The organism is Metabacillus sp. GQ13, from assembly GCF_059758525.1.
The window spans coordinates 1-19,780 of record NZ_JCAXET010000007.1 but is presented as its reverse complement, the minus strand read 5'-3'; the positions used below and the strand labels follow the sequence as shown (position 1 = coordinate 19,780).

At 35.8% G+C, this 19,780-nt stretch carries 20 protein-coding genes, 1 pseudogene and 1 riboswitch; of the genes and pseudogenes, 5 read left to right on the top strand and 16 right to left on the bottom strand.

Annotated elements, in window-relative coordinates:
• The first annotated feature begins 189 nt into the window (after window positions 1–189).
• Window positions 190–1,572, top strand: a complete 1,383-nt coding sequence (gdhA, locus tag AC6CHR_RS10070; RefSeq protein ID WP_498248563.1) for an NADP-specific glutamate dehydrogenase — start codon at window positions 190–192, stop codon at window positions 1,570–1,572.
• Window positions 1,573–1,674: 102 nt separating this feature from the next.
• Here the strand turns inward: gdhA and AC6CHR_RS10065 are convergent, their stop codons facing one another.
• Genes AC6CHR_RS10065 through sigY form a run of 6 tightly spaced genes read right to left on the bottom strand, consistent with a single transcriptional unit; the run spans window position 1,675 to window position 4,620 of the window.
• Window positions 1,675–2,451 carry an ABC transporter permease gene (locus tag AC6CHR_RS10065; RefSeq protein WP_498248562.1) on the bottom strand — a complete coding sequence of 259 codons (777 nt, stop codon included), beginning with the start codon at window positions 2,449–2,451 and terminating at the stop codon, window positions 1,675–1,677.
• Complete coding sequence (locus AC6CHR_RS10060) at window positions 2,448–3,338, bottom strand: ABC transporter ATP-binding protein (protein ID WP_498248561.1); 891 nt, start codon at window positions 3,336–3,338, stop codon at window positions 2,448–2,450. The genes AC6CHR_RS10065 and AC6CHR_RS10060 overlap by 4 nt, the downstream gene beginning before the upstream one ends.
• Complete coding sequence (locus AC6CHR_RS10055) at window positions 3,339–3,539, bottom strand: PLD nuclease N-terminal domain-containing protein (RefSeq protein ID WP_498248560.1); 201 nt, start codon at window positions 3,537–3,539, stop codon at window positions 3,339–3,341. It abuts the gene before it with no gap.
• Window positions 3,540–3,557: 18 nt separating this feature from the next.
• Window positions 3,558–3,767 carry a transcriptional regulator gene (locus tag AC6CHR_RS10050; protein WP_498248559.1) on the bottom strand — a complete coding sequence of 70 codons (210 nt, stop codon included), beginning with the start codon at window positions 3,765–3,767 and terminating at the stop codon, window positions 3,558–3,560.
• The gene (locus AC6CHR_RS10045) at window positions 3,764–4,090 is read right to left on the bottom strand and encodes a DUF5345 family protein (protein ID WP_498248558.1); all 327 of its coding nucleotides are present in this window, start codon (window positions 4,088–4,090) and stop codon (window positions 3,764–3,766) included. Before AC6CHR_RS10045 ends, AC6CHR_RS10050 begins: the two co-directional genes overlap by 4 nt.
• Window positions 4,087–4,620 carry an RNA polymerase sigma factor SigY gene (gene sigY / locus AC6CHR_RS10040; RefSeq protein ID WP_498248557.1) on the bottom strand — a complete coding sequence of 178 codons (534 nt, stop codon included), beginning with the start codon at window positions 4,618–4,620 and terminating at the stop codon, window positions 4,087–4,089. Before sigY ends, AC6CHR_RS10045 begins: the two co-directional genes overlap by 4 nt.
• A 516-nt stretch (window positions 4,621–5,136) precedes the next feature.
• Between sigY and AC6CHR_RS10035 the strand changes: the two genes are divergently transcribed.
• Window positions 5,137–6,633, top strand: coding sequence for a DHA2 family efflux MFS transporter permease subunit (locus tag AC6CHR_RS10035; RefSeq protein ID WP_498248804.1), 1,497 nt, complete (start codon window positions 5,137–5,139; stop codon window positions 6,631–6,633).
• A 73-nt stretch (window positions 6,634–6,706) separates the two neighbouring features.
• Here the strand turns inward: AC6CHR_RS10035 and AC6CHR_RS10030 are convergent, their stop codons facing one another.
• The 3 genes from AC6CHR_RS10030 to AC6CHR_RS10020 all read right to left on the bottom strand — a co-directional run bounded on the left by AC6CHR_RS10030 (window position 6,707) and on the right by AC6CHR_RS10020 (window position 9,732).
• The gene (locus tag AC6CHR_RS10030) at window positions 6,707–7,918 is read right to left on the bottom strand and encodes a NupC/NupG family nucleoside CNT transporter (protein ID WP_498248556.1); all 1,212 of its coding nucleotides are present in this window, start codon (window positions 7,916–7,918) and stop codon (window positions 6,707–6,709) included.
• An 801-nt stretch (window positions 7,919–8,719) separates the two neighbouring features.
• Window positions 8,720–9,145, bottom strand: a complete 426-nt coding sequence (locus tag AC6CHR_RS10025) for a ferritin-like domain-containing protein (protein WP_498248555.1) — start codon at window positions 9,143–9,145, stop codon at window positions 8,720–8,722.
• Window positions 9,146–9,309: 164 nt separating this feature from the next.
• Entirely contained in the window at window positions 9,310–9,732 is a 423-nt protein-coding gene (locus tag AC6CHR_RS10020) for a VOC family protein (RefSeq protein WP_498248554.1), read from the bottom strand.
• A gap of 445 nt (window positions 9,733–10,177) precedes the next feature.
• On the opposite strand from AC6CHR_RS10020, the gene AC6CHR_RS10015 reads away from it, so the two are divergent.
• Window positions 10,178–11,173 carry a Gfo/Idh/MocA family protein gene (locus AC6CHR_RS10015; RefSeq protein ID WP_498248553.1) on the top strand — a complete coding sequence of 332 codons (996 nt, stop codon included), beginning with the start codon at window positions 10,178–10,180 and terminating at the stop codon, window positions 11,171–11,173.
• Window positions 11,174–11,324: 151 nt separating this feature from the next.
• Here AC6CHR_RS10015 and AC6CHR_RS10010 read toward each other — a convergent pair whose 3' ends face one another.
• From AC6CHR_RS10010 to AC6CHR_RS09980, 7 genes are all read right to left on the bottom strand, one after another.
• Window positions 11,325–13,013 carry a diguanylate cyclase domain-containing protein gene (locus AC6CHR_RS10010; protein WP_498248552.1) on the bottom strand — a complete coding sequence of 563 codons (1,689 nt, stop codon included), beginning with the start codon at window positions 13,011–13,013 and terminating at the stop codon, window positions 11,325–11,327.
• A 111-nt stretch (window positions 13,014–13,124) separates the two neighbouring features.
• Window positions 13,125–13,208, bottom strand: a riboswitch (cyclic di-GMP riboswitch).
• Between the two features lie 187 nt (window positions 13,209–13,395).
• Window positions 13,396–13,587: a hypothetical protein gene (locus AC6CHR_RS10005; protein WP_498248550.1), complete on the bottom strand. Its 192-nt coding sequence runs from the start codon at window positions 13,585–13,587 to the stop codon at window positions 13,396–13,398.
• A 163-nt stretch (window positions 13,588–13,750) separates the two neighbouring features.
• Entirely contained in the window at window positions 13,751–14,470 is a 720-nt protein-coding gene (locus AC6CHR_RS10000) for a sulfite exporter TauE/SafE family protein (RefSeq protein WP_498248803.1), read from the bottom strand.
• 78 nt (window positions 14,471–14,548) lie between these two features.
• Complete coding sequence (locus AC6CHR_RS09995) at window positions 14,549–15,481, bottom strand: TRM11 family SAM-dependent methyltransferase (RefSeq protein ID WP_498248802.1); 933 nt, start codon at window positions 15,479–15,481, stop codon at window positions 14,549–14,551.
• 528 nt (window positions 15,482–16,009) lie between these two features.
• Window positions 16,010–17,002 (bottom strand): HAAS signaling domain-containing protein, encoded by a 993-nt coding sequence (locus AC6CHR_RS09990; RefSeq protein WP_498248548.1) that lies wholly within the window; start codon window positions 17,000–17,002, stop codon window positions 16,010–16,012.
• The gene (locus AC6CHR_RS09985; RefSeq protein WP_498248546.1) at window positions 16,989–17,336 is read right to left on the bottom strand and encodes a PadR family transcriptional regulator; all 348 of its coding nucleotides are present in this window, start codon (window positions 17,334–17,336) and stop codon (window positions 16,989–16,991) included. Before AC6CHR_RS09985 ends, AC6CHR_RS09990 begins: the two co-directional genes overlap by 14 nt.
• 351 nt (window positions 17,337–17,687) lie before the next feature.
• Window positions 17,688–17,825 carry a hypothetical protein gene (locus AC6CHR_RS09980; RefSeq protein ID WP_498248544.1) on the bottom strand — a complete coding sequence of 46 codons (138 nt, stop codon included), beginning with the start codon at window positions 17,823–17,825 and terminating at the stop codon, window positions 17,688–17,690.
• A 427-nt stretch (window positions 17,826–18,252) separates the two neighbouring features.
• Between AC6CHR_RS09980 and AC6CHR_RS09975 the strand changes: the two genes are divergently transcribed.
• Window positions 18,253–19,251 (top strand): DUF3231 family protein, encoded by a 999-nt coding sequence (locus AC6CHR_RS09975; RefSeq protein ID WP_498248543.1) that lies wholly within the window; start codon window positions 18,253–18,255, stop codon window positions 19,249–19,251.
• Between the two features lie 44 nt (window positions 19,252–19,295).
• A pseudogene (locus AC6CHR_RS09970) lies at window positions 19,296–19,723 on the top strand (hypothetical protein).
• Window positions 19,724–19,780 lie beyond the last annotated feature (57 nt).

Sequence of the window (19,780 nt, the reverse complement as noted above, 5' to 3'; positions counted from 1 at the left end):
GCATATGAGTTAAAACATGCATGACATCAGACAAATTATCTACTACCATGTAAAACTCACTTCCATAATTGGATTAATGTACGTATTATCTCATCTATTTCTTATTATGTATTAGTGCATAATAACTGTACTTACAAACGGAACCATGGAACATTAATTAACAAAAAAAGAGTGAAGGAATGTGAAAATATGATAACAACTGAAAACATCAATCAACCTGAAACACAAGTTGCTAAAGAGTATATAAATGGCGTATTTGAAACAGTAAAAAAGCGTAATCCTCATGAAAGTGAATTTCATCAAGCAGTTAAAGAAATATTTGATTCACTTGTTCCAATATTCGCTAAGCACCCTAAATATATGGAGCACGGCATTCTTGAAAGAATGGTTGAACCAGAAAGAGTCCTAACTTTCAGAGTTCCGTGGGTAGATGATCAAGGTAAGGTACAAGTAAACCGTGGTTTCAGAGTGCAATTCAACAGTGCAATTGGACCTTTTAAAGGCGGTCTACGCTTTCACCCATCCGTTAATATAAGTATTATTAAATTTCTTGGCTTCGAGCAAATTTTCAAAAACTCGTTAACAGGTCAACCTATCGGCGGCGGTAAAGGTGGTTCTGACTTTGATCCAAAGGGAAAATCAGATGGAGAAGTTATGCGATTTACGCAAAGCTTTATGACTGAGCTTTGCAAATACATTGGTCCTGATGTTGATGTTCCTGCAGGTGATATTGGAGTTGGCGCTAGAGAAATCGGCTATATGTTTGGACAATATAAAAAAGTTCGTGGTGCTTTTGAAGCAGGCGTTTTAACTGGTAAAGGCATTGGATACGGCGGAAGTTTAGCTCGTCCGGAAGCAACTGGTTACGGTACTGTTTATTTTGTACAAGAAATGTTGAAAGATAAAGGTCTTAGCTTCACTGGCCGTACAGTTGTCATCTCTGGATCAGGTAATGTTTCAATTTATGCAATGGAAAAGGCTAATCAATTAGGCGCTAAAGTTGTAGCATGTAGCGATTCAAATGGATATATCTATGACGAAAACGGAATAAACCTTGATACTGTAAAACGACTAAAAGAAGTTGAGAAAAAGCGTATCAGTGAATATGTAAACGAACATCCTGGAGCTCAATTTGTTGAAGGTTGCAGTGGAATATGGACTATTCCTTGTGACATTGCTTTACCATGTGCAACACAAAATGAAATTGATGATGCAGCAGCAAATACTTTAGTTACAAACGGCGTTAAAGCTGTTGGTGAAGGTGCTAATATGCCATCTACTTTAGAAGCAATTGATGTGTTTCTTAACAATGGTGTTCTCTTTGGACCAGCCAAAGCAGCAAATGCTGGCGGTGTAGCAGTATCTGCATTAGAAATGGCACAAAACAGTATGAGACTTTCTTGGACATTCGAAGAAGTAGATACCAAATTACATGACATCATGAAGAACATCTATCGTAATAGTGTAATTGCTGCAGAAGAATATGGTTATCCAGGTAACCTTGTTGTTGGTGCAAATATTGCTGGCTTTACAAAAGTGGCAGATGCAATGATCGCTCAAGGTGTTATTTAAGTTCTCCCTTTGAATAAGAACGGCTTAAGTAGATAGAAAAAATGCCTCATCACTTAAAAAAAAGTGATGAGGCATTTTTTTAATTAAATTTGTTCTTACTCTTTAATAGCTCTCGTACCGCTTAAACTGGTAGATTGTTAAAGCGAAAAGGCAAACAATAACTATGATATTGAAGATGACCATCATTCCAAAGGACTCCATAAACGTTCCTGTCATTAATACCTCACTCGCTTGGTTTAATACATTGCCAGGACTCCATCCCATAAATTTAGGAAATAGAGACGTACCTACTGAAAAGGCAGCTATAAATATGATACTTATCCCTACAATCCCCCCCTGCTTTTTAAGAATAGATCCTGCAAAGAGTGTGACAGTCATCGTGAACAGAATCCATATACTATACACGGCTAAACTCGCTAAAAAACGCTTTAGATCAACATCATTAAATAAGAGATTCGTGTAATAATAAGCTAATGAGTAGCTAATAATAAATGATAGTAAGAGGATAACTGCGTTTGCTACCCATTTACTGCCAATATAATGTAGGGCATTAACAGGTCTCGTCATCAATAATGGCAAAATGCCACTATTCCTTTCTAGGGAGATCGTACCCATTACACTAAGAATAAAGATTGCTGTTCCTAGTAGTCCAAACTGAGAAAGAGTTCCTGCAAGTACTTCTTCTCCTGTTGGCACTGGAAGTTCGATGACCGCTCCTTCTGGTAAGTTCCCAGCTGTGTCTAATATTTCCGGCATATAATAAAGACTAATAGGCTGGGATATCGCTAATAAAGACATCGCAATCGGAAGCCAAATTAATTTTTTGTCCCTCCATGCCTCTAGCCACTCTTTGATTAATAATGTACTAAACACTTTCATTGATTCATTACCTCCATATAGGCATCTTCCAATGAATGTCCTTTTTCTTCAAAACGCTTAATCGTTAGTCCCTCTTGTATACATTGGTTAAGTATTTTATTGCGGTCACTTTCGCGGAAAAGTTTTATCTCTACTGTTGTAGGTGCTAAAAAAATAACATCTCTAATATATTCTTTATTGTTGATCCACCCTTCAATTTCTTCTTCTGTAGTAAGGATAAAGCATTCGTCATTATTTCTTTTCTTCAACTCCACTAAAGGTCCTGACCATTTCACATTTCCTTCCTTCATCATTACAATTTCATCACAGACTTGCTCTGCATCATGTAATACATGTGTAGAGAACAGAATCGTCATTTTCTCTTTTAATACCTCCATCATTTTCAAAACGTCTCTACGGCCTGCAGGATCCAAGGCAGAAACAGGTTCATCTAATATGAGAAGCTTAGGTTCATGCAATAATGCTTGGGCTAACCCTAACCTTTGTTTCATCCCTCCAGAAAATCCTCCTATCCGTTTATGTCTTGCATTCTCTAACCCAACAAATTGCAGCATTTCTTCACTTCTTTTCTTTAAATCCCCTTCCGAAACGTTAGATAACCTCCCTACAAAATGGAGAAATTCACTTGCACTCATCCACGGAAAAAATGCAGGATATTGAGGTAAATATCCGATATATTTACGGTTAACCGTTTCTTTCCCCATAAATTGAATGCTACCTGCAGTTGGCACAAGTAGGCCTGAGAGCATTTGTAAAGTTGTTGTTTTTCCAGCTCCATTAGGACCTAGAAGAGCTACACATTGATGATGATGAATATTCAAGTGTAAATCGTCAACAGCCTTATGGTCCTTATACATTTTCGTTAACCCTTCTACTGAAAGTAACATCTAATATCCTCCTACTTCCTTATTACGACCTATACTAAAATAAAGAATGGGACCGATAATACTTAATCCAAAAATAACGATAATCCATAACCATTTCGGTCCGTTAGTCTTCTTCTCTTTTATACAACTGAAGAGTGCTGTTACTACCAATATGAGCTGTAAAAATAGGATTGGTGCAATAATTCCCCAAGGAATAGACATATATTGACTTCCTTTCCATTAGTTAATTTGAATTCGCTTTCTATATGGTTTACTTACTAAAAAGTAATAAAAAATGGTTGGTAATGGAAATTGGATTAAGCCCCAAATACCCCAGAACCAAGAGTAAGCTCCCTTCTTCCTTGCATCAATAAATAAAAGGATACTTTGAGTAAATAAAATTGGAGCTGCTATGAGCAACGCCACCCATAGTTCGAGATCAACTGTCAAAACATCGTCACCTCTTCTCGATTTTTTCTGCGTTTTTTTTCGGCCATTATAATGGCTGGTATGAAAAGTAACGCGATTCCTTGAATCCATAAAAAAAGGGTTGCTAGTTTTAATGCAATCGTGAAATAAAACGCTAAAATAATAAGAGCGATAATAATAAATGCTACTAGTTCCCGTCTAAATGCTATTTTACGTTCAGTCTTATATTCAATAAGAGTATTTAATAAGTAATACTGTGGTGGAGCTTCTCTATCATGGATTATTTCTACTTTATGTAAATCTTCCTTTAAATGATTAACCCATTTGCTTTCTTCTGTATTCACGAACTCAACTCCTTCCTCATCCATTTTAGACCATTATGTACTCTCGTTTTAACTGTTCCCTCTTTAAGATTAAGCATCTTAGCAATCTCAAGATAAGAGAATCCATAGTAATGTCTAAGTAATATCGGTGTACGAATATCAGGATTTAACTTGGTAAACATCTCAAGATAGATTGTCCATTCCTCACCGTTTATTAACACATTCCACTTTATCTTTTGTTTTAGGTCTTCTTTTACCTTTTCATAACGCTGTTGATCTCTTTTTGCCTTTCTCTGCTGGTCAATGAATAATCGAGATGCTATCGTGATCAACCATGTTGAAAATTTCGCATCGCCATTAAAACTCTGAAGATGTACGTATGCCTTCAACATTGTTTCTTGAATAAGGTCCTCTGCTTGGTCTGGATGGAGGGTAAGCTTAATTAAATACTTATATAAGAACATGTAGTTTTCTTGAAATAGTTTTGTAAAAGCTACATCTGCTCCCTTCTTCGCATCATTAACCAATTTTCTCTCTTCCGCTTGATTCAATCGCTGCATAGCCCCCTATCTGTCTGTTCTACCTATATGACGTATCTTTTTACACTATCGTTCACTTAAAATGAAACCTTTTATCCTCTTTCTTATCATTTCGATTTTGTTGACAATCATTTAATGAAGGTTATAATGTAATAATGCATATATTTCGGTCTCCGAAACATTAACCTAGTAAAGGTAAATCAAGGTATGAGCTTTGCTTCCCTTTTAGCCTTCATTGTTACACACTGACTTTCGCGGGAAGTTGATCTTAATACAATCACAACACCCTCTTAGAAGTTACATCAATGTAATGACTAAATAAACTCAATTTTACTCAAACTAAACTAGAACATAGTAATTAGTAAGGCTCAAATCTTAAAAACTCTAGTTAAACTAGGGCTACCCTTACATACAAGATGACAAGATTAAAATGACAAAACATATAAAAATGTCGGTATCACATTTTTTATTGTTTTAGTTTCAATAAGAGGAGAGGTTTTAAAGTTGACCAATGAATCGAATGATTCCATTCACCAAATAAAAAAGGGGACAATATTAACCGTTATTCTATTAGGATCATTTGTTGCCATCTTAAATCAAACATTGATGAATGTTGCCTTGCCTGAAATGATGGTTGACTTAGATATGTCTCCTAATACAGCACAATGGCTAACAACAGGCTATATGCTTGTGAATGGGGTATTAATTCCTGTTACAGCTTTTCTAATTGAACGATTTACTACGAGGCAGCTCTTTTTGTCAGCGATGGCCCTATTTTCAATAGGTACGGTCATTTGTGCAGTTGCTCCAGATTTTCCAATGCTATTAACTGGTAGAATCATACAAGCTGCAGGTGCAGGTATTTTAATGCCTTTATTAATGATTGTTATCTTAACAATATTCCCGATTGCTAAACGCGGTCAGGCAATGGGATTAATTGGGCTAGCGATGACTTTTGCACCTGCAATTGGTCCGACACTATCAGGGTGGATCGTACAAAATTATTCATGGCGAGTATTATTTTATATCGTTTTACCGATTGCTATTATCGATCTCATCCTTGCCTTTTTCCTTTTGAAAAATGTAACGAAACAAACCTATCCTTCTATCGATGTAATTGGAATTATTCTTTCGACGTTAGGCTTTGGCGGAATTCTCTATGGCTTTAGTAGTGCCGGGAGCACTGGATGGGACAGTATAGAAGTTATCACTTCACTTGTTATCGGAGTCATTACACTAGGGTTATTTATTTGGCGACAAATGACAGTTCGTCATCCGATGTTAGAATTTAGAGTGTTTAAATATAACATGTTTACTCTTACTACGATTATTAATGTGATTATTACGATGGCCATGTTCGCCGGAATGATACTTGTACCCATTTATTTACAGACAATCCGAGGTTTCACTCCACTAGAATCTGGTCTTTTATTATTACCAGGTGCTATCTTAATGGGAATCATGTCCCCTATAACAGGATGGATATTCGATCGCATAGGTGCAAGGTGGCTTTCTGTAATTGGTTTGGCTATTACAACCGTTACAACCTGGGAATTCAGTCAATTAACAGATGCTACAACCTATAATACGCTACTTATCGTTTATTCAGCGCGTATGTTTGGGATGTCTATGCTAATGATGCCAATTATGACAGCCGGTTTAAATCAGCTCCCTCAACGACTAAATTCACATGGTACAGCCATGTCAAATACGTTTAAACAAATATCTGGTGCTATCGGGACAGCCTTTTTAGTAACAGTCATGACTAGTCAAACCGCAAAACATACGACAGAAATGGCAACAGCTGCAGGTGTTACACCTGATGCTAAAGAGAAGATGGCCTATATTGTAAAAGAAGCCACTATTAAAGGTATCAACGATGCATTTATCGTCGCAACAGGATTATCTATCCTAGCCCTAATACTTGCCTTCTTTATTAAGAGAGTCCAACCAGCAGAAGAAGATAATGAAAAAGAAATTCCGAGTACGAATCAGGAAAAAAATGTATCATTTAATAAAGGTTAATAAAAAAAATAGCGGCTTCAAAAGATTCAAATGAATCTTTTGAAGCCGCTATTTATATATTTCGTCTATTCATTTAGAAGAACATTCCCGCAATTGCTGCACTCAATAAGGAAGCTAGCATTCCTGCAGCAACTGAACGAAGTCCTAATCTTGCAATATCTGAACGGCGACTAGGTGCCATTCCCCCTAAACCACCCAGAAGGATCGCCATTGAGCTTAAATTCGCAAAGCCACAAAGAGCAAAGCTTACCACCAATACCGTTTTATCAGATAACTGACCCATTTGAGGAGCAAATGATGAATAAGCAACAAATTCATTTAATACAAGTTTTTGACCAATGAAGCTTCCTGCTGTAACTGCCTCTGACCAAGGTACACCAACAGCAAATGCTACAGGAGAGAAAAGAATTCCTAGTATGCCTTCAAGAGATAAGGACCCGAAACCAAATAGTCCCCCTATTCCACCTAAAATTCCATTAACCAGAGCAATTAATGCAATGAACGCAAGAAGCATTGCACCTACATTTAATGCTAACTTTAATCCATCACTTGCACCACGTGCTGCTGCATCAATCACATTGACTGCTTCATCATCCTTGGCCATTTCAAATTCTGCAACCTCAGGTTTTTCCGTTTCTGGCATCATGATTTTCGCCATAATAAGACCTGCTGGTGCAGCCATAAAGCTAGCTGCAAGCAAATATTCTAGTGGTACGCCTAATAATGCATAGCCGACAAGTACTGACCCAGCAACAGATGCAAGACCACCTGTCATGACCGCAAACAATTCAGACTTTGTCATTTTATCCAAGTATGGTCTAATGACAAGCGGTGCTTCTGTTTGTCCAACAAAAATATTGGCTGCCGCTGACATTGATTCTGTTTTACTCGTTCCTAACAGTTTCGATAATCCCCCACCAATGATTTTTATAAACCACTGCATCACACCAATGTAATATAAAACAGATATGAGCGAAGAAAAGAAAATAATGATTGTTAATACTTGAAAGGCAAAGACAACACCAAACTCTTCACCATTTGCTAGAGGGCCAAATAAAAATGAAATTCCCTCATTTGCATAATTTATGACATCTTGTACTCTTAACGTGAACCACTTTAACCCGGCTCTTCCTGCTTCCCACTTCAATACGATAAAAGCAAATACAAGCTGGATGGCTAAACCACCTAGCACCGTTCTAAAATTAATCGCTTTCCTTTTACTAGATAAAAGAAAGGCTATCGCTAGTACAATAAAGATACCAAAAATCCCCCATATTATGTTCACTGTTGTCACCTCTTGAAGTTATTTTCAAACTGCTGTTATCGTAAAACATTGTTTCTTTCGAATATGCCAACCCTGTATGTATATTTTTCAAGACATCCTTCTGAAACTAATATCAATTCAGAAAGTGACTTTGTTCCTAAATAGGATTAAGGTAATAGAAAAAACCCGCATAACCAAAATTAGTGAAAACGCTTACCAATAACATGTTATGTTGTCTGTCGTCAGACAACATAATTGATCTTATCAAATTCTATTCTTCATGTAAATGGATACTAGTTATTTTCTATTATCTTTTACGTTTTCAATCAAGATCATGCAAAACAATTTTCCCTAAACAATTACATTTAATTTGATCATCGTTTATTGATTAGGCTCTTTTCTAAAAGTTTGTTGCTCTAATACTAATAAAAATCGGCTTTTGAATTTTTATTGTGTAAATTGAAGCGATCTCCAAAGGGATATCAGAGTCATTTAACGAAAAGAGCACGAAGATAGGCTGAATTCGTAAAGATTTACCTTTTACGAAAAACAACAATCCTTGCGAAAACAGCCATTGATTAAGAGAAATTGGTCAATATGAAAGACTTTCTGATTGCCCGTCTTTTCAAACGACAGCTGCATATCGTGATGCTATAAATGTTTTGATTAAGGGGTGTTATCATCCTGAAGTTGTTGAAGGTCAATTAAAAAGAATGCTTGATGAAGAGCTAGAAATAGAGGATTTTTGGAAAGAAAAGTAATATCGTATTTGAAGGAAATGGAGACATAAAAAAAAGCCGAAAAATTTGCCGGCTACCTATATTAATGACGATTCATAAAATGCAAAAACCAAACTGCATGATTTTGTTCATCTGCTGAAGCTCTTCTGAATTTTTCTCTAATGAAAAGATCATTAGTTTTTTCGGCAATATCAAGATAAAAATCAACGGTTTTTTGTTCATCTTTAAAAGCAGCGTATAAACCATCATGAAAATCAGAAGGACACTGTTCTGTTATTTGTGGAGTATGCTTCTTTCCAGTAAGAGACATATAAATCTGGGAAAAAACTTGAAAATGACTAATTTCATCATTGCGTATTTCATTTATTTGATTTCTTGTTTCAACATTTGGTGCTTGATTAGCTAATTGTTCGTAACAGTAAATGGCACTGTACTCTCCATTAATTGCTTTGGAGATATCATTTATTAATTCCTTGTTTTCTGAAGGTCTTGTTGGATAATAGTACACTTGTTATCACCTCATTTTCAATGTATGCGGTGGGTTATTAATGTGACATTATGTTAACTAGATTTGTATAGAGATTCATCTATATACTATGTCCCTTATGACACAAATTGTGCAATAAAAACAAAAGAGTTGCTCATAATGCTGAGCAACTCTTTATCTGAAATTTAGTTTTGATTTACAGTGAAAATTTGAAAGGTTACACCGAATTGGTCTGTGACATCACCAAAAGCAGGGCTAAAAGAAGTTTCTTCAAGGGGCATATTGACCTGACCGTCTTGTCGTAATGCTTCAAAAATTCGTTTTGATTTTTCCACGTCGTTAGATGTAATACAAATCGTAACCTGTTTACCCTTTTGAATAGGCGAACCACCTGGAGTATCGGAAAACATGAGTTCTGTTTCTCCAACTTGTAACTTTGCGTGTGCCACAAGATTCTTCAGATCATCAGTAAAAGTATTAGGCATTTCCGGCATTTCTCCATATGTAACAATTTCGAGGACTTTGGCACCGATTGCTTGTTCATAAAACTGAATAGCTTCCTTTGCATTTCCATCCATAGTTAAATAAGGGGTAAGACTTATGGTCATCGGTTATCCCTCCTTGGTTTTGATTAAGCATTCTTCTAATTATATCACGTAAATGGAAATATTTGGGGTGTTTTTTAGGTTTTGATCAATTGGTGCACATTACGCTATTTATATGAACTAAAGATCCTTTTTCAGTGCCGATAACATCGATTATGTTAACTGTTGTTAGATGACCTCTGGTATATGTAATTCCTTTGCAATTTCTGCAATAGTCATTAACTTTTTGATATAATATCCCTCCGATCTATGGGAAATCTATTAATTATCATTCACTATATATATGCAAAGGGCAAAAATAAATTTGAAGTTTCGCTTTAAATTTTTGAACATTCATAAAATTGATGTAATAATAATAATTGAGGTGTTATTTTCCATAAGGATAATCAGAGCATCCTTTTATATCAAATTAAAATCAAAAGGCATTTAAGAAAAGGGAGATGGAATAATGGGAGATAGAAATTCTAATACAATTAAATGGGGAATCATGGGTACGGGTTGGATAGCAAAACAATTTACTGAGGATTTAGCATTTGCTAACAATGGCGAGGCTATTGCAGTCGGGTCACGCTCATTGGAAAGTGCTGAACGCTTTGCCCAAACACACAGTATTCCCAAAGCCTATGAAAGTTACGAAACATTTGTACAAGACCCTGATATCGATGCAATCTATGTTGCAACACCACATCCGTTTCATAAGGAAAATGTATTGACATGTCTTCGTGCAGGTAAAGCTGTACTTTGTGAAAAGCCATTTACAATTAATGCAAAAGAACTTGAAGAGATTATCCATTATTCGAGGGAAAATAAACTATTTCTTATGGAGGCTATGTGGACCCGCTTCCTCCCTACCATTCAAAAAGTTAACGAGTGGTTAGATACCAATAGAATTGGTGAGGTTGGTTTGGTTAAGGCTGACTTCGGCTTCCGGTCTGACTGGAATCCCGAGGGTAGAATGTTAAACCCTGAATTAGGCGGTGGAGCGCTTCTTGATGCAGGAATTTACCCGGTTTCTTTTGCTGCAATGGTTCTAGGAGTTAAACCAGAAAAAATATTAAGCACTGCTAACATTGGAGAAACAGGTGTAGATGAGCAATTTTCTATTATATTATCCTATGCTTCTGGTAAAACAGCATCCTTAAATGGTGCCGTTCGCTTAGGTCTTACAAATGATGCTTATATATATGGAACAGAGGGCTACATTCACATTCCAAACTTCTTGAATTCTACTAAGGCTTCCCTTTTTATTGACAACAAAGAAATTGAGACGTTTACAGATGATAGAACCTCTTTAGGCTATGCATTTGAAGCAGAAGAGGTAGGTCGATGCTTGCAAGAAGGTCTGAAAGAAAGCACGACAATTTCATTAGATGAATCATTAGGAATTATGAAAATACTAGATGAAGTACGTGGCCAATGGGGCTTAAAGTATCCATTTGAGTAATTAATGGGAGTATTGGGTAAAAAGGTGGTACATACCAAGTAGTAAACTATAATAAGTCTCAACATCATTAGACTGTTGAGACTTATTTATTTAAACTATTCTCTGCTGTTGATAAGCTAACACTCAACAATAAATAACATTATGTCACTTTTCATCCCTGATTAAAAACCCTCATTTGATTCCTACCATTTCTTTTAGCTTCATATAAAGCTTTATCCGCTTCAGTTATTAAGGTGGTCGGCTGGTCAAATTTCGTTACGGACTTTGTCGATATTCCTATGCTTAATGTTAGGAAACCTCCTATGCTTGACCCTTTATGAGGCAAGTGAGAACGCATAACAGCCGCTTGTATCATTTTTCCAATTTCAAGGGCTTGATTTAATGTTCGCTCAGGAAGAAGTACAACAAATTCCTCTCCTCCATAGCGTGCAACTAAATCATTAGTTTCCAAAGAAAGGTTAGTTAGAAGGTTTCCTATCAGTTGAAGGCAAGCGTCACCAGCCTGATGTCCATATTGATCATTGTAAGCTTTGAAAAAATCAATATCGATTAATAACAAGGATATTGGTTCAGAAAGACCTGTTAGTCGATCCCACTCTGTTTCCAATTTTTCATCAAAGCAGCGACGATTGGCAATCATCGTTAGCCCATCAATCATTGAAAGTCTTTGAAGTACTTGGTTCGCCTCATGTAGCCGTTGTCCAGCTAATTTATCTGCTGTGACATCACGGAAAATCCATAGGTATCCATCGAAACGGCCATTTTCTTCAATTGGAACGGCATCCCTCTCCAATATCCGCCCATCCAACAAACGGATTTCTTCCGCCTGACGAGTTTCACGATTTATCGTTATTTTCTCTTTTTCTGTTAGATATTTATCTACTTCTAGCGTTGAGTGATTTAGCCCACTCATTAAATCCTTATCATCTATTTCATTCTTATCCTTACCAGCAATTAATTTCACAATGTTTAATAGTGCATCATTATATAGAGTTGTCTCTCCATGCTCATCTTCTACCAAAACACCGTACGGAAGAGATGATATCAGCGTCTTGAGTTTTATTGTAGCCTGTCTAGAATTCTCTTCAGCTTCTTTCCTAGCCGTAATATCCCTACTTACAGAAATCACTCTAATTTCGCCATCAGGACCTTTGATGGGAGTAGCTTTCATCTCTACATAAAGCCAATCACCGTTCTGATGCATACAACGATAATCAATATCTAATGTCTTCCATTTTTCTACCATATCATGAAAGAAGTGAAACACCTTTTCCCAATCATCTGGATGAATGTGTTTAATTGGGTAACTTCCAATATAATCATCCAAATCCATACCTAAAACAGTTGTATGAGAAGGTGATGCATACAGAACTAATCCATCCTTAGCTAGGACAGCAACCATATCAGACATATGTTCTGATATAAATCGATAGTTGCTTTCATTTTCTTTAAATGCATCTATATTCGGGCGTCGTGATGTTAGATCAGTTATTGTTCCTGAAAAGGAAACTAGCTCATCGTTCTTATTAAAGTCGGCCCTCATGAACAAATGAAAATCTTCTATTTTACCTTTCTTTGAAACCAATCGTATTTCCTTGGCTACTGCCTCTTTACTATGTTCAATTAGAGATTTAAATTGTTCTTGTAAAGTTTCATGATAATCACTAATCACAAAATGAAAGATGGAATTCCCTATTATTTCTTCATCTGTATAATCTAATAAACTCTTCCACCCTGAATTCAGGGAAACAAACGTCTGCTGTCGATCCAACATAAAGATAACAGCATTTTCAACATTGAGGAACTCTTGATACCTCTCATCACTTTTATTGAATTCCATATCTCCCACTCCATTTTGATATAATTAGTTGATTATTTAAAGGATCTGGAAATGTCCCTACTTTTAGGTAAGACAAATAAGCTATTTCCAATAAGGATTTAGCTTTTTCCCATTGGTAGCCCAGCCACCTTAGGTTCCCCCTCTAGGCCTGCAGCTTTGCGTCCTCATTTTTCAATAAGTTTGCCGTTTTCAAATTGATCTATATTAAATTAAAATACTAATCGCTAGCATTTCGGCGAGAGGTAAGCGATTATATATCGGGTGTCTTTTGTCATATCCTTCTCTATTAAGAAAGTCATTTCACCATTGTATCATACTATAAGAAAGAACAGATTTTGTTGAATAGAATGGCTGATACTATGGAAAAGAACAAAAAAATGACCTACCCTTTGGGCAAGTCAAGTGCTTGGTATGCTAATTGATATTTTCCACCTTCAGCTACTTCTGAATGATATAAGGCTTTAAGTGCAAAACTTTTTTCAAGATCGTGTTCATCCATCATTTCTTTTAAACGCCCTTGTAATTCTCTATTCTCTTTGACTAGCTGTTTCATTTGTGATTTTATAAACTTCATGAGAAAATCCCCTTCCTTCCAACTCAATTCTATCCACCAAGTATAGCATGGATGATTTACAAGAATTCTATAGTTTCTAAAACAAGAACATAACGACTAGTATATACAGGTACTTTTTTAAAACAGTTCATTACTAATAAGTCGTTTTTCTGTTCAATTTCCCCTATAATCCACTCTCAATAAACAAATAGACACCTGTAAACAATAAAATCATATAAGTAAATATACGAAATACCTTTTGGTTAATTGATTTAAATAAGAGTTGTCCAACAAACAGACCCATTATAAGTAGAGGGAGGGCTAAGCCACTTGAAACCCAGATTGTCTTATTTGTTCCAACGAAGATCACTTGAATAACCAAACTTACAAAATAGATAAATAAATAAAATGCAAGTGTAGTGGCTCTTAATTGTTCCTTTTGAGTTTCTGTTCCTGAAAAATATAATAATAATGGAGGCCCTGGCATTCCTATACTCGTTGTGAGAGCACCTGAGAAACCACCTACTATTAGATCTCTACCTTTGTTCTGTTTTATGCGAAATTTAAGCATTAGCAACAGTGTAAGCGCTAAGATGATAATGCCTACCCCTATCTTTAATTTACTAATGTCGACCAATAAGAAAATGATAATGCCTGCCGGTAAACCCGCAACACTTCCAATCACAAATCTTTTAAGCAGGACAAAATCAATATCCTTTCTTATTTTATTTAATAAAACACAAGATATAACTAGAGATAGGACCAAGTTAATTTGAATTGCTTCAGCTGGTTCAAATATCAATAAAAGAAAAGGGGTAGCCAAAATAGAAAAACCAAATCCAGTGCTCGTTTGTAGGATAGAGGCTACTAAAATGATAACGGTAAAAATCAATATGTCCAACATATACATGTTTACTTCCTTTCATTCAGACATATCTCTCCCAAATTGTCATTTTTCTTATCTATTGTTATTAGCACCACATCAAATACAAACAATCACTTCACGAATAAATAACCCCTTTTTGGCAACAGCCCGATCTATAATCGAGAAGTTTGCCTTTATTAGGATTTCATCAATCGGTTCAACAGTTACAACAACCACTTTCTTTGCAAATCTCCGTGCACTTTGGAGCATTTCGAGTTGTTCTTCTGGCGTAATAACAGAACACAAATTGTAAGGTAAATCAATAATGGCTACGTCATATTGGTTAACAACCTCACGGATATCCGCTAGATTCACCTCTCCAGTAAGACCAAAGTATTCGATATTTTCTCTTGCTCCATCAAGGATAAGATAATTCCGATCGCTTCCCACTATATCAATGCCCATTGATCGAGCTTCAACTAGTACCGTCCCAATCCCACAGCAAGGATCAATTGCCTTTATTCCACTTGGATCTGGAATCGCAATATTCACAATCGCTCTTGCGTCACGAGTATTAAGCGCAGTTGAATAACTATGTGGCTTTTTTTGATGGTGCAACCATACTGGTTCACTTTTAACATAGTCACCGAATACCCATCTTCCATTTACATTCAAAACACCAAACAATCGATCTGGATGATGGAAATCTGCTTCGCTGCTGACTTGTAGTCCAATTTCTTTCTCTACTTTTCGCCGGTATTTAAATCCCTCTTTTTCCGTTTTCGGAAGATCGCCATTTTGTACATAAATCACTTTGAACGTTGCCCCGTTTAATTGTAAATCTGATACCTGTTTGACCAGATCTTGAAGGCTTTCCCCCTCAAAAATCACACCTATTCTCTCCTTTATAAAGGGACTACGGGATGGATCAACTTTAATGCAGCTTTCCAAAACACTAGAAGTAGACTCCTCCCCAAAAAAGGAGCGCATTTCCAGAGCACACAAGGATCTCTCATCCTCAGGGTAGGAATAAGTATATAGATAACACATTATTTTACTGTTATGATTTTTCACTGTATTTTCATCCTTTAATAATCAAATTCAACTCTAGCGCTATTTCTCAGTTGTTTACTTCTTATCCATTATAACAAAAATACACTATGTTAAAGTTTCCCAACTGTGTCTCATGAGTTGATAATCCTTTTACCATGGTTTACTCTCTAAAAATATGTAGGACAATACCCATTAACATTTGTGCATGGGAATTAATTAAAATACATTCTATTATTATAAATAGAATGTGCTCCTATCCAATTAGCGGAAGAAGCACATTCTACCCAAAACAATGCATCTGTCTAAGAGCTTTTAGTAGTAAGTTGGTCTGTTTAATCTAAGGCTCTGTTAAACTTGATTGTTGGCTTTCCGAGGGCATTCCTGGGAGCCTCCCCCGGCGCGAGCTCCTGTAGGGTCTCCCATTGACATGCTTCTCCCGTAGGAGTTCCATGCCCTCCACACCTATCAACAAGGTGTAAATAATCAACATTGAGCTTTAACAAAAGCCTACTCTAAAAAAGCCGGTCAATCTTTCTTATAGGAACGAATTCTAGCTTTTTTAAAGCCTTGGTATGATTCAATAACCGCAAATAAAATAAAGAGAAAGATTATTCCCCATCCCAAATTATCGACACTAAATAAGTTCGTCATATAATCACTAAATTCCGGTCTAAACAAGTTAGGGTTACACAATATCAAGATAAATACTATTGTCGTTGCTAACTGATAGATAACATTAAAAATAGCTAATTTTATTGTCCATTGCCTAGAGGTTAATTTCCAAATTGCAATAGCTATCTCTAAAGCAATCAGAATCACTATGAATGGCCAATAAGAAAGTAAAACCTCATGATTGAATGTTGGAGTAATAAATACTAGACCATCTTGACCCTTTTCATAAATTCCGACAATACTTGATGCATAAAAGTATACAGTTACCCAAATCGCCGTCCAAAGCAAACCTACAAACACTTCTACCTTTGAAATTGCCTTTTCTTTTGCGATATACGTGATCTCTTTCAAATCATCTGGTGTCCACTCTTTCATTCCTGTTATTAGGTGCTGATCTTTCATATCAATGCGTTCAATAATCGCAAACACCAATGTTAACCAAAACCATACTTGTATCGTAGCACTTAACATTTGCCAGATTCCGACTCCAATTATGTCTAATATGACATTTAACACCGCTTCTTCTCCCGTGAATGACACGATATTATTAGCAATGATCGAAATTAGAGTAATCATGACAACTATTGGTACGATCATTTTTAACAAATTAATATATATTCCAAAGAATTGAGGTCCAATTAGATGCATTGGTCTATCAAGATAACCACTAGCCAATTTAGCCGGGTTACCTAATTTGGCAAGCGTGGACTTTAAGTCCTGCTCCGTAAAATCATCTTCTGGTAGCATATCCTCAATTGTCGACCTCAGCTCAAGAGCAATATCTTCTCGTTTTTTATCGGGGAGCCTTCGTGTAACCTCCTGAATATAAAGATCAATCATTTTCATTGGTTTTCTCTCCTTTTAATAAAATACTAAGCTCATTGGATGTCTTTTCCCATTCGTTCTTTAGTTGTTGAAACGTTTCAATACCAAAGTCACTTAATACATAGTACCTGCGTGGTCTACTTTCAGAACGATCCCAACTACTTGTCACTAATTCCTGTTTTTCTAACCTACGAAGCAATGGGTATAACGTGCTTTGATCAATTGAAATACCACTACCTTCTAATAATTGGACAAGGGAATATCCATATTGTGGAGTTCGCAATTGACTTAATACAGCTAACGTTAACGTCCCTCTCCTCAATTCAGTCATTAATGAATGAAGTATCGAATTCATTTATTCACCTCATTTGTTTCTTACTTGAATAACATATATAACGTATAGTATGTATCATACACTATATGAGTTACAGCATCAACCAATTATTTACATTCTTTTAATTTAGAGTAAATTATTGCATCAGTAGTCATACAACATTTAAAAGAAAACACAAAAAAACATCTAAATTTTGAATGTTAATTTAGATGTCAAAAGCTATTCACCGTAGATAATGTTCCTTTAATATTATTAAGTTCACTTTTTTGCGCCAAGCTATTTTTCCTTATCTTTGATAATTAAGTAACCAACCAATGCCAAACCTATCGACTACGTTTGCATGTACTGCACCCCAAAATGTAAATGATACTGTTACCATATGAAGTTCCCCATGTAAGCACTTGTCATCATCACTCTTCTGAATATTGCTAATTTCCCCACCAAATAAACCTTGGTAATACTTACTTCTTGGCAGTTATCTACAAATACATATGGACTAGCACTTTTCATCATCATTCCTCCTTTGGTTTGATTATACTTTGCTTGTTTATCCTACATCCCTGTGAGTACTAAATAATTCCACTTATTATACCTTTGCATAAAAGCTCTAGCAGGCAAAGTCTTACTCCCCAAGCTGCATATCGAGCACTTAATTAAATTAGTAGACCAAATTGAAAACCCAAAGTATGTATACAAAGCACCGTTTATATCAAGGTAATATTAATTGTCCTCTTCAACAAAAGGTACATTACTTTAACATTCAGCAAAAGGATATTCTATCGAAGATCCTTTTTCAGTACCGATAACATCTCATTATTTTTTATAGATTATTCATAACAATACAGTGGAGTTTAATAAAGCTTCCATCCTATTATTGTTGGTAAAGAGGATATTCTATTGCTTTTAGTAAATAATAAAAAAAAAGGAGGGAAGGTTAATGGATGTCAAGAGATTAACACCTTCAGAAATATCAAATTTGTGGAATTCCTATTTAACAAATACAATGGCTATGGGCGTCACCAAGTATTTTATTGCTAAGACACAAGATGAAGAGTTACATACTATTCTTGAATATGCAGAGGAAATTGCGATAATTGAAGTTGAAAAGTCTAAAATATTTTTAGATGAAGCGAAACAGCCCCTTCCACAAAAGTTTGATAAAGATGATGTGGATTTGAATGCTCCTGCAATTTGTACGGACAATTTCACGCTGATTATCAAGTATAATTTAGCCCTAATAGCAAACGTTGCTTATTCATTATCTCTAAGTACCTCTACTCGTAAAGACATCCGTGAGTTTTATCAAGAATGCCTTAAAAACTCGGCAGAACTTTTAAACCGATTAGCTGATTTATTGATAAAAAAGGGGCTTCATCATCCTGAAGTTCATATCCCAACTCCAAATCACGTTGAAAAAGTCAGCAAACAAACCTTCTTAGCAGGATGGTTTACAGATCGTCGTCCAATTAACGCACTAGAAATTAGTCAACTAGAATATAATTTCAAGTGCACGGAATTTCATAAAACCTTTATGAAAGTTTTCGCGCAAATTACGACCTCCAACGAATTAAAGAAACATTTCCAACGTGGAGTTGAAATTTCCCAAAAACAATTAGAGGTTTTTCAGTCCATTTTTACTGAAAATGGTTTGCCTAAAATGCCAACGTGGGAAAGTGAACTTACGGATACAACGGTATCTCCATTTTCGGACAGATTAATGTTGTATAAAATGACATTATTAACATCAGTAACTGCTGGCCGATATGGCAACGCGCTTTCAAGCGTTCAGAGGAAGGATCTAGGCACCCATTTTATGCGTTTGATGGCTGAAACTCTGCAATACGGGGAAGACAGTGTAAATCTTATGATTGAACGTGGATTTATGGATCAACTTCCAATGGCAAAAGAAATACCAACAGAGCCTTCCTCAATGTAACAAGCGATGGAAAAATCCAAGATAATTGAAAAGTACTTTGGAGTATTGCTCTACCAGGTTTGGCCAACTTTTAAATCAAAAATACCTAAAGGGAATTACTTTTCTACTATTAGAAATGCTCATCAATGTACAGGAGAATTTTAACGAAATCATCCTATTAAGCTTTGAGGGTAATATACATAAAGCCCTTCAACAAACTAATTACCAATGGTTAATGTTTTATCCTTGTCTTTATTTCTTTGCGATATGAGATGCATATAAAGATGCAGGGGGAGGAAAGGAAAAACCTTATACTTTTCTTCCTTTTATATTTACGGATTATTTTGTAACAGTTGGTTTCATTTATTCGAAGACTTTGGTTCTATTTGGAATGATGTTAGGTCCTGTTTGGCTACCAATGATATTTGTTATCCCTGGTGTATTCATAGGTTTGTTTATTAGAAATGTTCTTAACCGTTTGACTTTTGATTAAAAGGAATTTAATTGAACAATGCCTGTAACTAAAGAAACAATCAAAGGATCTCCAAAT